General features: G+C 69.7%; 10 protein-coding genes. 9 read left to right on the top strand and 1 reads right to left on the bottom strand.

Translation table 11 applies throughout. The features are described from left to right. Positions 1-21: 21 nt before the first annotated feature. From ACPEH2_RS09705 to ACPEH2_RS09665, 9 genes are all read left to right on the top strand, one after another. Positions 22-2,475, top strand: a complete 2,454-nt coding sequence (locus ACPEH2_RS09705; protein ID WP_359919165.1) for a phosphoketolase family protein — start codon at positions 22-24, stop codon at positions 2,473-2,475. Beyond that, the gene (locus tag ACPEH2_RS09700) at positions 2,472-5,066 is read left to right on the top strand and encodes a heavy metal translocating P-type ATPase (RefSeq protein WP_359919163.1); all 2,595 of its coding nucleotides are present in this window, start codon (positions 2,472-2,474) and stop codon (positions 5,064-5,066) included. Before ACPEH2_RS09705 ends, ACPEH2_RS09700 begins: the two co-directional genes overlap by 4 nt. Before the next feature lie 19 nt (positions 5,067-5,085). After that, positions 5,086-8,292 carry an HAD-IA family hydrolase gene (locus ACPEH2_RS09695; protein WP_359919162.1) on the top strand — a complete coding sequence of 1,069 codons (3,207 nt, stop codon included), beginning with the start codon at positions 5,086-5,088 and terminating at the stop codon, positions 8,290-8,292. Continuing rightward, on the top strand, positions 8,292-9,938 hold the full coding sequence (locus tag ACPEH2_RS09690; RefSeq protein WP_359919160.1) for an ABC1 kinase family protein: 1,647 nt from the start codon (positions 8,292-8,294) through the stop codon (positions 9,936-9,938). The genes ACPEH2_RS09695 and ACPEH2_RS09690 overlap by 1 nt, the downstream gene beginning before the upstream one ends. Positions 9,939-9,976: 38 nt before the next feature. Then, the gene (locus ACPEH2_RS09685) at positions 9,977-11,035 is read left to right on the top strand and encodes a type II glyceraldehyde-3-phosphate dehydrogenase (RefSeq protein ID WP_359919158.1); all 1,059 of its coding nucleotides are present in this window, start codon (positions 9,977-9,979) and stop codon (positions 11,033-11,035) included. Further along, the gene (locus ACPEH2_RS09680) at positions 11,025-11,309 is read left to right on the top strand and encodes a DUF2933 domain-containing protein (RefSeq protein ID WP_359919156.1); all 285 of its coding nucleotides are present in this window, start codon (positions 11,025-11,027) and stop codon (positions 11,307-11,309) included. Before ACPEH2_RS09685 ends, ACPEH2_RS09680 begins: the two co-directional genes overlap by 11 nt. Next, positions 11,306-12,325: a DMT family transporter gene (locus ACPEH2_RS09675; RefSeq protein WP_359919154.1), complete on the top strand. Its 1,020-nt coding sequence runs from the start codon at positions 11,306-11,308 to the stop codon at positions 12,323-12,325. Before ACPEH2_RS09680 ends, ACPEH2_RS09675 begins: the two co-directional genes overlap by 4 nt. Then, positions 12,322-13,845: a multicopper oxidase family protein gene (locus tag ACPEH2_RS09670; RefSeq protein ID WP_052362817.1), complete on the top strand. Its 1,524-nt coding sequence runs from the start codon at positions 12,322-12,324 to the stop codon at positions 13,843-13,845. The genes ACPEH2_RS09675 and ACPEH2_RS09670 overlap by 4 nt, the downstream gene beginning before the upstream one ends. 167 nt (positions 13,846-14,012) lie before the next feature. Then, positions 14,013-14,276 carry an AraC family ligand binding domain-containing protein gene (locus tag ACPEH2_RS09665; RefSeq protein ID WP_359919152.1) on the top strand — a complete coding sequence of 88 codons (264 nt, stop codon included), beginning with the start codon at positions 14,013-14,015 and terminating at the stop codon, positions 14,274-14,276. 170 nt (positions 14,277-14,446) lie between these two features. Here ACPEH2_RS09665 and ACPEH2_RS09660 read toward each other — a convergent pair whose 3' ends face one another. Next, a complete protein-coding gene (locus ACPEH2_RS09660; protein WP_359919150.1) occupies positions 14,447-14,761 on the bottom strand; it encodes a transposase in 315 nt (104 codons plus the stop codon). Between the last annotated feature and the right edge of the window lie 331 nt (positions 14,762-15,092).

The raw sequence follows: 15,092 nt of genomic DNA, 5'->3' as shown, positions 1-15,092 counted from the left end.
CGAACCTCGAGGAGACCGACCATGAGCACCGCACCGGCCCGCTGGGCATACCGCACCACCGCCGTCACCCCGGAACGACTGGAGGAGGTGGATGCGTGGTGGCGGGCGGCGAACTACCTGAGCATCGGGCAGATCTACCTGCTCGACAACCCGCTGCTGCGCGACCCGCTCACCGCGGAGCACATCAAGCCTCGACTACTGGGGCACTGGGGCACCACCCCGGGCCTGAACTTCCTGTACGCCCACCTCAACCGGGCGATCACCGACCGGGATCTGAACACCCTGTACGTGACCGGGCCGGGGCACGGCGGGCCGGGCATGGTCGCCAACGCCTACCTGGACGGCACCTACACGGAGCTGTACCCGCGGATCGACCGCACCGAGGAGGGGCTCAAGGCGCTGTTCCGGCAGTTCTCCTTCCCCGGCGGCATCCCCTCGCACGCGTCCCCGGACACGCCCGGGTCGATCAACGAGGGCGGCGAGCTCGGCTATTCCCTCGTCCACGCCTACGGCGCCGCGTTCGACAACCCGGACCTGCTGGTCGCGTGCGTGATCGGCGACGGGGAGGCCGAGACCGGGCCGCTGGCGACCGCGTGGCACGGCAACAAGTTCCTCAACCCAGCCGCGGACGGGGTGGTGCTACCGATCCTGCACCTGAACGGGTACAAGATCGCCAACCCGACGGTGCTGTCCCGCATCCCCGAGGACGAGCTGGTCGCGCTGCTGCGCGGCTACGGCCACGAGCCGTTCGTGGTCACCGTCGGCTTCGACGGCGAGGACCCGCGGGAGTCCCACGCCCGGTTCGCCGGCGTGCTGGACGAGGTGCTGGACCGGATCGCGGACATCAAGACCGCCGCGGCGGCCGGCACCCTGGAAGGCCGGCCGGCGTGGCCAGCGATCGTGCTGCGCAGCCCGAAAGGCTGGACCTGCCCGCCGGTGATCGACGGGCTCCCCGTGGAGGGCACCTGGCGGTCCCACCAGGTGCCGCTCGCCGAGGTCCGCGACACCCCCGAGCACCTGCAGCTCCTCCAGGACTGGCTGGCCTCCTACCGGCCCGACGAGCTCTTCGACGCCGACGGCGCCCCGTTCCCCGCCACGGTCGCCGCCGCCCCGGCCGGAGCGCGGCGGATGAGCGCTAACCCGGTCGCGAACGGCGGGCAGCTGACCGTCCCGCTGCGCCTGGGCGACTTCCGCGACCACGCCCACCCGGTCGACCCCGAGGCGCGAGGCACGGGAACGGCGGAGGCGACCCGGATGCTCGGCGAATGGCTCGCCGACGTGATCCGGCACAACCCGGACAACTTCCGCATCTTCGGCCCCGACGAGACCGCCTCCAACCGGCTCGCCCCGCCCGTGTTCGAGGCCACCGGCAAGCAGTGGAACGCGACCGTGCTGCCGGTGGACGAGCATCTGGCGCCGACCGGGCGGGTGATGGAGGTGCTCAGCGAGCACCAGTGCCAGGGCTGGCTCGAAGGGTACGTCCTCACCGGCCGGCACGGCCTGTTCAACTGCTACGAGGCGTTCACGCACATCGTCGACTCGATGTTCAACCAGCACGCCAAATGGCTCGAAGCCGCCAGCGAGGTGCCCTGGCGGGAACCGGTGCCGAGCTTCAACTACCTGCTCTCCAGCCACGTCTGGCGGCAGGACCACAACGGGTTCAGCCACCAGGACCCCGGGTTCATCGACCTCGCCCTGAACAAGAGCCCCGACATCGTCCGCGTCTACCTCCCGTTCGACGCGAACACGCTGCTGTCCACCTACGACCACTGCCTGCGCTCCACCGGCTACATCAACGTCGTCGTCGCCGGAAAGCAGCCCGCCCCGCAGTGGCTCACCATGGACGAGGCGATCGAGCACTGCACCCGGGGCCTGGGCATCCTGCCCTGGGCCGGCACCGAGACCGAGGGCGCCGAGCCGGACGTGGTGCTCGCCGCCGCCGGCGACGTGCCCACCCTCGAGGTGCTCGCCGCGGCCGCGTTGCTGCGCGAGCACATCCCTGACCTGTCCGTGCGGGTCGTGAACGTGGTCGACCTGACCCGTCTGCAATCCGAGGACCAGCACCCGCACGGCCTGCCGGACCGGGAGTTCGACGCGATCTTCACCTCCGACAAGCCGGTGATCTTCGCCTACCACGGCTACCCGTGGCTGATCCACCGTCTCACCTACAAGCGCGCCGGGCACCAGAACCTGCACGTCCGCGGCTTCGTGGAGAAGGGCACCACCACGACCCCGTTCGACATGGTCATGCTCAACGACCTCGACCGATACCGGCTCGCGATCGACGTCCTCGACCACGTCCCGGGCCTTGCCGCGACCCACGCGCAGCTGCGGCAGGAACTCGTCGACGCCCGCCTGCGCGCCCGCGCCCACACCCGCGAGCACGGCACCGACATCCCCGCCGTCGCCGACTGGCGCTGGCCCCACCCCGACACCGACCCGAACCGCCCCTCCACCGCGAAGGAAATCCGATGACCGACACCAAGACCGTGACCCTGCAGGTCAGCGGCATGATCCGCGCGACCTCCAAGAACGTCACCGAAGCCCACCTCGCCCGCCAGCCGGGCGTCCTGTCCGCCGACGCGAACCCGGTCTCCCAGACCGCGACCGTCACCTACGACCCGCAGACCACCTCGGTCGCGCACCTGCAGCAGTGGGTGATCGAATGCGGCTACCACTGCGCCGGGCAGTCCGTCCCGGACCACATCTGCGACCCCGCCCACGAACCCCACGAGCACGCCGACCACCACGACCACGCCGAGCACGATGCCCACGCCGAGCATGACGCGCACGACGGCTATCAGGAGCACGCCGCGCACGATGGACGCGCGGTCTCCACCGGTCATGACACCCCGGCGGGGCACGAGCACCCGCACCCGGCAGCGGACCACGCGGACCACTCCGCCATGGACGCCGGCGCGCATGCCGGTCACGCTCCGGCCACCGAGGGCGGACACGATCACGGGGCTCAGCCGGCCGGCCGCAGCGCTCAGGATGTGATGGGCCACGGCGGACACGGCGGCGGGATGTCAATGGAGGCGATGATCCGTGACATGCGCAACCGGTTCCTGGTCGCGCTGATCCTGTCGATCCCGATCACGCTGTGGTCCCCGATCGGGCGGGAGGTGATCGGGTTCGAGGTGCCGGCCCCGTTCGGGCTGCCGGATGACGTGTTCATGCTGATCCTGTCGCTGCCGGTGATCTTCTACTCGGCGTGGATCTTCTTCGACGGGGCCTACCGTGCCCTGCGTGCCCGCACACTGGACATGATGGTGCTGGTCGCGGTCGGTGTCGGCGCCGGCTGGATCTACAGCCTGTTCATCACCCTCACCGGCGGCGGCGAGGTGTTCTACGAGGCGGCGACCGTGCTGGCCACCTTCGTGCTCCTCGGCCACTGGGTCGAGATGCGCGCCAGGGGCGGCGCGAACGACGCCATCCGACGGCTGCTGGAGCTCGCTCCCGCCCGCGCGGTCGTCCTCCGCGACGGCGAGGAGGTCGAAATCCCCACCTCCGAGGTCGTCCCCGGGGACCTCATGCTCATCCGCCCCGGCGCGAAGGTCCCCACCGACGGCGTCGTCGAGGACGGCGAGTCCGAGATCGACGAGTCGATGGTCACTGGCGAGTCCATGCCGGTCGAGAAGGCGCCCGGCTCGGAGGTGATCGGCGCGACCGTGAATACCGTCGGCACCCTCCGGGTGCGCGCCACGAAGGTTGGCGCCGACACGGCGCTGGCGCAGATCGTGAAGCTGGTGCAGGAGGCGCAGAACTCCAAGGCCCCTGGGCAGCGTCTCGCCGACCGGGCCGCGTTCTGGCTCGTCCTGCTCGCCCTCGTCGGAGGCACTCTGACCTTCCTGGTGTGGTTCCTCGCCGGGGCGGATGTGCCGATGGCGATCCTGTTCGCGATCACCGTCGTCGTCATCACCTGCCCCGACGCCCTCGGGCTCGCCACCCCGACCGCGATCATGGTCGGCACCGGCCTGGGCGCCAAGCGTGGTGTCCTGTTCAAGAACGCCACCGGCATCGAGACCGCCGCGCACATCGACACCGTCGTGCTGGACAAGACCGGCACTCTCACCAAGGGCGAGCCCGAGGTCACCGACTACATCCCCATCGGCATGGACGACCTCGAGCTACTCGCCCTCGCCGCCGCGCTCGAGCGGGAGTCGGAGCACCCGCTGGCCAAGGCGATCGTCACCTACGCCGAGAGCCGGAACATCCCGCGTCGCACCGCGTCCGCGTTCCGCAACGTCACCGGGCAGGGCGCGATCGCCACCGTCGACGGAAGGCAGGTGGTGCTCGGCAACGCCCGGCTGATGGCAGCGCAGGGCATCGACACCGGCCCGGTCGTCTCGCAGCAGCAGGCCCTCGCAGACGGCGGCCGCACCGCGATCATGTTCGCCGTCGACGGGCAGATCGCCGGCGTGATCGCCCTCGCCGACGCCCCCCGCGACACCGCGAAAGCCGCGATCGACGCACTCCACGAGCAGGGCATCGAGGTGGCGATGCTCACCGGCGACAACAAGCCCACCGCCGAGCGCATCGCCTCGCTGCTGGGCATCGACACCGTGATCGCCGACGTGCTCCCCGAGGACAAGTCCGCCAAGATCGCCGAGCTCCAGGCATCCGGCAAGAAGGTCGCGATGGTCGGCGACGGCGTCAACGACGCCCCCGCCCTCGCCCAGGCGGACCTCGGCATCGCGATCGGCGCCGGCACCGACGTCGCCATCGAGACCGCAGACGTCGTCCTGATGCGCTCCGACCCGCTCGATGTCGCGATCGCGCTGAAGATCGGGAAGGGCACGCTGCGGAAGATGCGGCAGAACCTCGGCTGGGCCATCGGCTACAACGCCGCCGCCCTCCCCATCGCCGCCGGCGTGTTCTACCCCGCGTTCGGGATCATGCTCTCCCCGGAGATCGCCGCCATCAGCATGTCCGGCTCCAGCGTGATCGTCGCCGTCAACGCGCTCCTGCTCAAGCGGCTCCGGCTGCCCGCCCAGCAGGCCCCCGCGGCCCCGGCAGAGGCGAGCAGCCTCGCCCCGGCGTCGACGCCCGGCGGCGCCTCATGACCGGACGCGAGGCGCCGCGATGACTCCGCGGTCGGCAGAGCGCGGGACTCACCACCTCGATGCCGTCTACGACGCGGTGCTGTTCGACATGGACGGCGTGGTCACGAACACCGCCGCGATCCATGCCGCCGCGTGGAAGCAGCTGTTCGACGAGGTGCTGCGAGACCCGCGTGTGCAGGTGGACGACCCCGAGACGACCTTCGACCCGGTCGCCGACTACCGCCGCTATGTGGATGGGCGAACCCGCGAGGACGGGGTATCGGCGTACCTGACGACCCGTGGGATCGCCCTGGACGCCGGAGATCCCGGAGACCCACCAACGGCGTGGACGATCGCGGGGCTCGCGGCGCGCAAGAACGAGCTGTTCCTGGCGGAGCTGGGCACCCGTGGGCTGCGCGTCTATCCGGGCACCGTGGCGCTGCTGCATCGCCTGCGGGACGCGGCCGTTCCGGTCGGGCTGGTCACCGCGAGCCGGAACGCGCAGCAGGTGCTCGCCGCCGCAGGACTGGCCGGCTGCTTCGACACCGTGGTGGACGGCCGGATCGCGCTCTCGCATCACCTGAAAGGCAAGCCGGATCCCGCCATGTTCGTCGAGGCGGCCCGGCGACTGGGTGTCGCTGCGGCCCGCACCGCGGTCGTCGAGGACTCGGTCGCCGGCGTGGCGGCCGGGAGGCGCGGAGGGTTCGGCTTCGTCGTCGGCATCGACCGCGCCGGAGCGCGGGAGCAGCTCGAGGCCGCGGGCGCCGACCTCGTCCTGGCCGATGTCGCCGAGCTCGACCTGGGCGTCTCCACCACGGATCCGTGGCGGCTGGTCTACGAGGGCTTCGACCCCGCGCACGAAGGGCACCGGGAGGCGCTCACCGCGCTGGGGAACGGCTACCTGGCCACCCGGGGCGCCCGGCCCGAGCACCACGACGACGGCATCCACTATCCCGGCACCTACCTCGCGGGGGTGTACAACCGGCTGGCGAGCACCATCCACGGGCGCGAGCTCGAGGAGGAGCATCTCGTCAACACTCCCAACTGGCTTCCGGTGGACCTCCGCCTCGGAGACGGGCCGTGGCTGTCCACCGGCCAGGTCGTGACGCACAGCGAACGACGCGAGCTCGACCTGCGCCGCGGCCTGGTCGTCCGCCGCGCGGTCCTCACCGCTCCGAATGGGGATCGACTCGACTTCGTGCAGACGACGTTCACCTCCCTGGACGAGCCTCACCTGGCCGTGCTGGAAACCACGCTCACCGCCCCCGACTGGAGCGGCACGGTCACCCTCCGCGCCGGGATCGACGCCGGGGTGCGCAACAGCAACGTGGCCGCGTATCTCGGATCGGACGCCACCCACCTCACGCAGCCGACGTTCCGCCAGGTCGGCGACACCACCCTCTGCGAGGTGCGGACCCGACAGAGCCGGGTCCACATCGCCACCGCCGTCCGCTCGACCCTCACCGGAACCGACGGCGCGACCGATCACCGCATCGACACGCCATCGCAGCACACCCGGGAGCTGCGCATCCCTCTGGAGCAGGGTCGACCGGTCACCCTCACCAAGACGGCCGCGATCTACACCTCCCACGATCGGGCCATCAGCGAGCCGGGTGGTGCCGCCCTGACCCTGCTCACCGAACGCGGTGGCGACGTCGAGGCGCTGCGGGAACGCCACGCGGGTGCGTGGCGGCGACTCTGGGAACGCTTCGCGGTCACCCTGGACGCCGACACGCACAGCCGACTCATCCTGAACCTGCACGTCTTCCACCTGCTCCAGACCCTCTCACCGCACACCGTCGAGCTCGACGCCGGGGTGCCCGCCCGCGGCCTGCACGGCGAGGGGTATCGGGGGCACGTCTTCTGGGACGAGGTGTTCGTCCTGCCCGTGATCGCTCTGCGCACGCCCGAGATCAGCCGGGCGCTGATCGACTACCGCTGGCGGCGACTGGACGCCGCCCGCGCCGCGGCGACCGCCGCCGGACTCCGCGGAGCCCTCTTCCCCTGGCAGAGCGGCAGCGACGGTCGCGAGGAGACGCCCGAGGCGCTCTACAACCCGCGTTCCGGTCGGTGGATGCCGGACAACTCCTACCGTCAACGCCACGTCGGCCTCGCCATCGCCTACAACGCCTGGCAGCACTACCAGGCCACCGGCGACCTCGAGTGGCTCGCCGAACGCGGCGGCGAGCTCATCATCGAGGTCACCCGCCTGTTCGCCTCGCTCGCCGAGCACGACAGCGCCACCGACCGCTTCCACATCGCCGGGGTGATGGGACCCGACGAGTTCCATGACGGCGCCGCGGACTCTCCCGGCAGCGGCCTGCGCGACAACACGTACACCAACGTCCTCGTCTCGTGGGTCGCCACGCGAGCGGCCCGGACACTCGCCCTGCTCCACGGGCACAGCGGCGAGATCCTCCGCGAGCGGCTCCGCGTCACCGACGAGGAGGTCGAGGGATGGGCCCGGCTCAGCACACGACTGGCGGTGGGGTTCCACCGCGACGGCATCCTCACCCAGTTCGACGGCTACGAGAGCCTGCAGGAGCTGGACTGGGACCACTACCGCGAGGAGTACGGGAACATCGGCCGGCTCGATCTCATCCTCGAGTCCGAGAACGACAGCACCAACCGGTACAAGCTCGCCAAGCAGCCCGACGTCGTCATGCTGGTCTACCTGCTCGGTCACGACGGGCTCCGGGCGCAACTCGCCACGCTCGGCTACCCGTTCTCCGAGCAGGACCTGACCCGCACGGTCGAGTACTACCTCGCCCGCACCGCCAACGGGTCGACGCTCAGCCGAGTCGTGAACGCCTCCGTCCTGGCCGGCATCGACCCGTCCCGCTCCTGGATCGCGTTCCGCGAGGCGCTGATCGCCGATCTCGACGACTCCCAGGGCGGCACCACCCGCGAAGGGATCCACCTCGGCGCGATGGCCGGCACCATCGACCTGCCCGTCCGCTCCTTCGCCGGCATGGCCCTCGGTGACGACGAGCTCGTCTTCGCCCCCCGACTGCCGCCGAACCTCACCCGGGTCGGGTTCCAGATCCGATACCGCGGCCACCTCGTCGACGTGATGCTCCGTGACCGCAGCCTGGAGCTTCGCGTGCACGCCGGCTCAGCACCCGCGATCCACGTGCGCGTCGGCGCGGTCGCCGTGCCGCTCTCGGCCGGACAGACCGAGACGTTCGCGATCGGCCCGGGTACCTCGGCCCGCGAGGCGACCAACCGCGAAGGAGGCCTCGACTGATGAGCACGGATCGGAGCCGGTATCGGCGCATCGCCACCATCCTCGAGCACCACGGACTCGGGCTCGGCCTCGGGCTGCTCGGACTGGAGAAGTGGATTCCCTTCAACAAAGGCGTTCTCGGGCATGCGCGTCGGGACGAGCCTTACACCAGTCCGGAACACCTCCGACTCGCCCTCGAGGAGCTCGGACCGACCTTCATCAAACTCGGCCAGCTGCTGTCCACCCGCAACGACCTGCTGCCCGCCGCTTACCTCGCCGAGTTGGTCAAGCTTCAGGACGCCGCGCCGCCCGAGGCCTGGGAGCCGATGAAGGCGGTGATCCGCGAGGAGCTCGGCGCGGACCCCGAACAGCTCTTCGCACAGTTCGACCCGCAACCGCTGGCCGCCGCGTCGATCGGGCAGGCATACGCCGCGACCCTTCACGACGGCACCCAGGTCGTCGTGAAGGTCCGCCGACCCGGCGCGGTCGCCCAGATCCACGAAGACCTGGAGATCCTGCAGAACCTCGCCGAGCGCGCCGACAAGCGGTGGGATGCCGCCCGCCAGTACAACCTGCCGGGCATCGTCGAGGAGTTCTCCCGCACGCTGCGCGCCGAGCTCGACTATCTGCAGGAGGGCCGGAACGCGGAGCGGTTCGCCGCCGACTTCGCCGACTCACCCGACGTCGCCGTCCCTCAGGTGTTCTGGGAGACGACCACGTCACGCGTGCTGACCCTGGAACGGATGCACGGCATCCGAGTCGACGACCTGCCCGCCCTGGACGCGGCCGGCATCGACCGGAACCAGCTGGCCAGGCGAGGCGCAGACCTCATCCTCACCATGGTGTTCGAGAACCGCTTCTTCCACGCCGACCCGCACCCGGGCAACCTGTTCATCCAAACCGACGGATCCATCGCCCTCATCGACTTCGGCATGGTCGGCCAACTCGACGAAGAGGTCACCGAGCAGCTCTCCGACGTGCTGCTCGCCGTCACCCGCGGAGACTCCAACGCGCTCGCCACCGCCCTGCTCGCGCTCTCGATCACCAAGAACACCTCCGACCGCGGCGAGCTCGGCCGCTCCCTGGACGTCTTCGTGTCGCGGTATCTCGGACGCCCCCTGTCCGACATCAACCTCAGCCACCTGCTCGGAGAGCTGCTCGCCCTGCTGCGACACCACCACCTCCAGCTGCCGCAGCAGATCGCTCTGCTGTTCAAGGTCCTGATGATGGGCGAGGCACTGGCGGCACGGCTCGACCCCGAGTTCGAGATGCTGCAGGCGCTCACCCCCTTCTCGGAGCGGATCGTGCAGCGACAGTTCTCCCTCCCCGCCCTGGCGAAACGCTGGGCACAGGCATCCGCGGATGCCGGAGCACTGCTGCTCGAGCTGCCCGGAACACTCAAGCAGCTCCGGCGGGTGCTGGAGAACGGCGGCCTCGAGGTGCACCTGCGCGCGGCCGAACTGGAACCGCTCGTGGGACGGGCTGAACGGATCGGCAATCGCCTGATCGCCGGCATGATCACCGCCGCCCTGATCAACGGCATCGGCGAACTCGTCAGCGGGAACACGAGATGGCGCTCGCGGGAAGGCGTCATGATCGGCGCCGGCGCGAGCGTGGTCACCGCACTCGGCGGCTACCTGCTCTGGACCACGCGGCGACGGCGATGACCGCCGCGGCTCCCATCCCTCATCAGAAAGGCACACACATGAACACCATTCGAGTCGGCGTCAACGGCTACGGCGTCATCGGCAAGCGCGTCGCCGACGCGGTCCTGCTGCAGTCGGACATGGACCTGGTCGGCGTCGCGGACATCGCCACCGACTGGCGGATCAAGTCCGCAGCGAACCGCCTGCCCGTGTTCGCCTCCACCATCGAGGCGCAGCAGGCCATGCGGGGCGCCGACGTGCCCGCACAGGGAGTGCTCGACGACCTTCTCGCGCAGTGCGACGTCGTCGTCGACACCACCCCCAAGCATGTGGCAGCGGGAAACCTGGAGCGCTACCGCGCCCTCGGCGTCAAGGCAGTGCTCCAAGGCGGCGAGTCCCACTCCACCACCGGCCACTCCTTCGTCGCCCAAGCCAACTACGCCAGCGCCATCGGCAGGGACAGCACCCGGGTGGTCTCCTGCAACACCACCAGCATCGTGCGGATCCTCGGCGCGCTGGATGCGGCCGGACTCCTGCTGCGCGCCCGCGGGGTGCTCATCCGCCGCGCCACCGACCCCTGGGAATCGCACCTCGGCGGGATCATGAACACGATGGTCCCAGAACCGACCATCCCCTCTCATCAGGGCCCCGACGCACAGACCGTGCTCCCCGGACTCGATGTCGTCACGATCGCCGCCAAAGGCGCCCACACGCAGACCCACAGCCACTACTGGACGCTGCAACTGACCCGGGAGGCGACCCGCGACGAGGTGCTGGACGCCCTGCGCGCCGCGCCCCGCATCGCGTTCGTCCGGATGTCCGACGGCCTGGTCGCCCTCAACTCCACCGTCGAGCTGATGCGCGATCTCGGCCGCCCCCGGGGAGACATGTGGGAGGTCGCCGTGTGGGAGGACCTGGTCACCGTGAACGGCAGCGAGGCCTACCTCGCCTACCAGGTCTACAACGAGGCCATCGTCGTGCCCGAGACGATCGACGCGATCCGCGCGCTGACGGGCACCGTCCCCGACGCCGCGACCTCGATCCGCCTCACCGACGAGAGCCTCGGCATGCGCCAGGACTTCCTCACACCGGCGGAGGAGCCCGACCATGACCGGTGACCACCAACCGCCCGCCGACCATCCCGGCGAAGGCGACCCGCGGCGACGGATGCCTGTGACGGCGTGGCTGATCATCGGGATCTCCGTGCTCGGGATCGCGATCTACCTGTTCATCGACCACCTTCCCCACGTCGTCGCAGTGCTGCCCTACGTCGCGATCATCGGCATGGCCGCCGTGCACCTGTTCGGCCACCGCCACCACACCGGCGCCCACGACTCGAATCATCGACGCCACGGGGGCGACAGCGGGACCGACACCCTAGAGTCGTCGTGAACACCGTCGTCCGCCCCCTCTCGGACGCCAGCCGGCACGGGCACCCCCGACCGCTGCGGATGCTGTGGGTCACGCTCGCCTGGGGGTCGTGCTTCGTCGCGATCACCGTCGGCCTGCAAGACGCCCCGCCGCTGTGGCTCGCGGCACTGAGAGCCCTCATCGCCGGGGTCGCGCTCGCAACCGTCGCCGGCATCCAGCGGGCACCTCTTCCCCGCGACCCGAAGACATGGGCACTGATCGTCTGCCTCGGACTGGTGAACATCGCCCTGGCATTCGCGACGATGTTCGTCGCCGCGACCGGACTGTCGACCGGGATCGCCTCGGTGCTCGCCAACGCGCAGCCAATCCTGATCCTGCTGCCCGCGTGGTGGCTCTACCGCGAGCGTCCCTCCCCCGCCGCGATCGCCGCGATCGGCCTGGGCTTCACCGGCCTACTCATCATCGTCCTTCCCTCCGGGCTCGGCACCGGAGCGTGGCTCTCACTGACCTCCGCCGCCGCGATCACCGCCGGCACCCTTATCGGCCGGATCGTGCACGCAGACGTCCGAGTCGTGGCGGCAGCTCAGCTGCTCATCGGAGGTGCGATCCTCGCCGACACCGCAGCCGTCACAGAAGGGCCGCCCACGATCGACTGGAACATCCGGTTCATCCTCACCCTGCTGTTCCTATCACTGGTCGGCACCGCCGCCACCACGGTCGCCTGGTTCACCGAGATCGGACGTGCCCGGCTCGACCTCCTCGCCGCGTGGACGCTGCTCGTGCCGGTCTTCGGGATCCTGCTGTCGCTGCTGATCCTGCGCGAGGACCCGGGCCTGTGGGGCTGGATCGGGACCGTGATCGTGCTGATCGCAATGGCGTTGCTCGCCATCGGATCCAGGCGCTCAGAGCCCTCGGCCGTCACGGCAACCGGCAATCGTGCCCCACCAGCCTCCGCCGATCATGCGACGTCCGACGCGGACGGCCTCCCTGACGAAAACCACGGCCCGCGCTCCCGGCCGGAAAGGAAACAACGATGAACCCGTCGCCCGCCCCACGCCCCCGCTTCCTCCTAACTCGGCGAGGGTTCCTCGGCGTCAGCATTGGCGCCGTCGCGACGGTCGCGCTGGCATCCTGCGCGCCGGCGGCGAACTGGGTGCAGCCCGACGGCGCCCAGGTCCAAGGCGCCGAGCGGCGCCGCGGCGGCACCGGGAAGGTCACCACCGCGACCCTCACCGCCGCCCCGACCGTGCTGGACCTAGCCGGGGCGACCGCGCCGACCTGGGCGTTCGGGTCTGTTCCGGCGCCCGTGATCCGTCTCGGCGCCGGAGACACTCTGAAGGCCACCGTCCGGAACCAGCTCGAGGCGGACACCTCCGTGCACTGGCACGGGCTCGCGCTGCGCAACGACATGGACGGCGTCCCGCCGGTCACCCAGCAGCCCATCAAGGCCGGGGCCAGTTTCGACTACGAGTTCATCGCGCCCGATCCCGGCACCTACTGGTTCCACCCCCACGTCGGGGTGCAGCTGGACCGTGGCCTGTACGGGGCGCTGATCGTCGAGGACCCCGCCGAGCCCGGCGGGTACGAGGACGAGTGGGTCATCATCCTCGACGACTGGCTCGACGGCGTCACCGCCACCCCCGACGACGTCCTTGACGAACTGTCCGCCGGGATGGGCGACATGGGCGGGATGGGCGACATGTTCATGCGGATGGGCAACACCCTCATGGGCGCCACCTCCGACCTGCTCGGCGGCGACGCCGGCGACGTCTACTATCCCCTCTACCTCGTCAACGGGAAGCCCCCCGCCGACCCGACCCAGTTCACCGGGCGGGCCGGCGAGAAGGTGCGGCTGCGGATCATCAACGCCGGCAGCGACACCGCGTTCCGCCTCGCCATCGGCGGTCACACGCTCACCATCACCCATACCGACGGATTCCCCGTGGAACCGGTCGAAGTCGACAGCATCCTCATCGGCATGGGCGAACGCTACGACGCGATCATTACCCTGGATGACGGCGCGTTCCCCCTCATCGCTCAGGCCGAGGGCAAACGCGATCGCGGTTTCGCCGTCATCCGCACCGGCAGCGCCGCGGCAGCACCGACGGCCGATGTGAGCATCCCGGAGCTCACTAGCAGCCGGATCGGGACCGCGCAGCTGCTGACGTCAGATAGCAGCGTTGCGCTGTCCTCACGGCAGCCTGATCGGACCGTGGCGATCACTCTCACCGGAGGTATGGCCGAATACGACTGGGGCATCGACGGGCGACGGTTCGATATGAATCAGCCCCTCGACGGCGCGCACGAGATCCGCGAAGGCGAACGAGTCCGGTTCACGATCACTAATGACACCGAGATGTGGCACCCATTCCATCTACACGGTCACACCTACCAGCATGAAGGTGGCGGCCCGCGGAAAGACACGTCGATCATCCTGCCCAAGCAGACCCTCACCGTCGACTTCGACGCTGACAACCCAGGTCTCTGGGTCGCCCACTGCCACAACATCTACCACGCCGAAACCGGCATGACCACTGTCATCGGCTATCGGGCGTGACCACGGCGCAACCTTCCGGAGGCCACGGAACTGGTCGTGTCGATGAACGCGTGACGGCGCCATTGATCGGACGGGATGCGGTCCCACCCCTGCGGGATCGTGACGATACCGGCCGCGGCTACGTTATTGGCCGGCCGGCCGGTCCGCCGTCGTCGGCGGTGGAGAGCGTGCGCGCCGAACGCATCCACCGCGCCGTGTTTGGGCACGCCAAGATCGTCCACGTCCTCGAGGGCGCCGCACACATTGAGACAGCCACAGGCATCCACGAGTTGACACCGGGCTACGCGATGGCTCTCGGGGCCGGCATGTGGTGCTCAGTGCGCCCAGACCCGACTGTGCGGCTATGGACGCTCTACTTCGACGAGTCCTTCCTCCGCTCCCACATGCGATGGGTGCTCGCCGACACCACGCGCGCGGCGCGGGGGTGGTGAAGTTCCGTATCTCCGGGACGAGCAGGTCGTCCTTCAGCTGCCGCGCCGAGGCGGGCGGGTCTTCGCGGTCCGATAGCCGCGGGAGGTAAGGAACCCTCGCACCACGTCCCTGAGGACACGGCAGATGAGCTCGACCCCGAACTGAGCCCGGTGCATGTCGATGAACCGGATCATCTCCTCGAGGGGCGGTCGAGCTCCTTCGCGAAAAACACGCTCGCAGCCCGCAGGATCTCGTTCGCCTTCCGCCGCTCCGCGTTCTCACGCTTGAGTCGCGCGTTCTCCTCCGCGACATCGGTCGGGACGCCGGGACGCTTCCCCGCGTCGACTTCGCGCCGGCGATGCCACACTCTGAGCGTCTCCGGGCTCATGCCGAGCATCCCGGCCACGTGCCGCACGGCGGCCATCAGGTTTGGATGCGAGGGCACTGCCTCCTCCACCATCCGCAACGCCTTCTCCCGCATCTCGGGCGAGTATCTCTGATTCATCGGTTCCATCCTTGCTTGGAGAACGGAACGAAACCCAGGGCGATTCACACCTCCGGAAACGGGGACCTCACCATCCCTCGCCCAGGCAGAACGCACCCGCCTCAAGTGACCACGTCAGATTCCTCAGTCTCCGAAGTCGCGTCAACGCGCATGCGAACCTGAAACCGAGCCTGCTCGCATCACCCGCCGAAGAGATACCGGCACCCTCAAGCTCAACGAACGATGTGGCGAAACGCGGTGTCGGCGGCGGGTGAATCCTGGTCACTTTCGGCGCTCGAAAAGTGAACGGTTGCGGGCAGTCTAGCCAGGGGTCTCGTCGGTGGTGGTGCGA

The organism is Microbacterium sp. NPDC064942, assembly GCF_049545525.1.
Classification (GTDB): domain Bacteria; phylum Actinomycetota; class Actinomycetes; order Actinomycetales; family Microbacteriaceae; genus Microbacterium; species Microbacterium gawkjiense.
The sequence above is the reverse complement of the archived record's forward strand: the minus strand, read 5'-3'. Positions and strand labels throughout refer to the sequence as shown.

Coding starts and splice junctions, on each gene's coding strand:
- ACPEH2_RS09690 (WP_359919160.1), top strand. CDS start 8,292: ATGAGCACGGATCGGAGCCGGTATCGGCGCATCGCCACCATCCTCGAG.
- ACPEH2_RS09685 (WP_359919158.1), top strand. CDS start 9,977: ATGAACACCATTCGAGTCGGCGTCAACGGCTACGGCGTCATCGGCAAG.
- ACPEH2_RS09670 (WP_052362817.1), top strand. CDS start 12,322: ATGAACCCGTCGCCCGCCCCACGCCCCCGCTTCCTCCTAACTCGGCGA.
- ACPEH2_RS09680 (WP_359919156.1), top strand. CDS start 11,025: ATGACCGGTGACCACCAACCGCCCGCCGACCATCCCGGCGAAGGCGAC.
- ACPEH2_RS09700 (WP_359919163.1), top strand. CDS start 2,472: ATGACCGACACCAAGACCGTGACCCTGCAGGTCAGCGGCATGATCCGC.
- ACPEH2_RS09660 (WP_359919150.1), bottom strand. CDS start 14,761: ATGAATCAGAGATACTCGCCCGAGATGCGGGAGAAGGCGTTGCGGATG.
- ACPEH2_RS09695 (WP_359919162.1), top strand. CDS start 5,086: ATGACTCCGCGGTCGGCAGAGCGCGGGACTCACCACCTCGATGCCGTC.
- ACPEH2_RS09705 (WP_359919165.1), top strand. CDS start 22: ATGAGCACCGCACCGGCCCGCTGGGCATACCGCACCACCGCCGTCACC.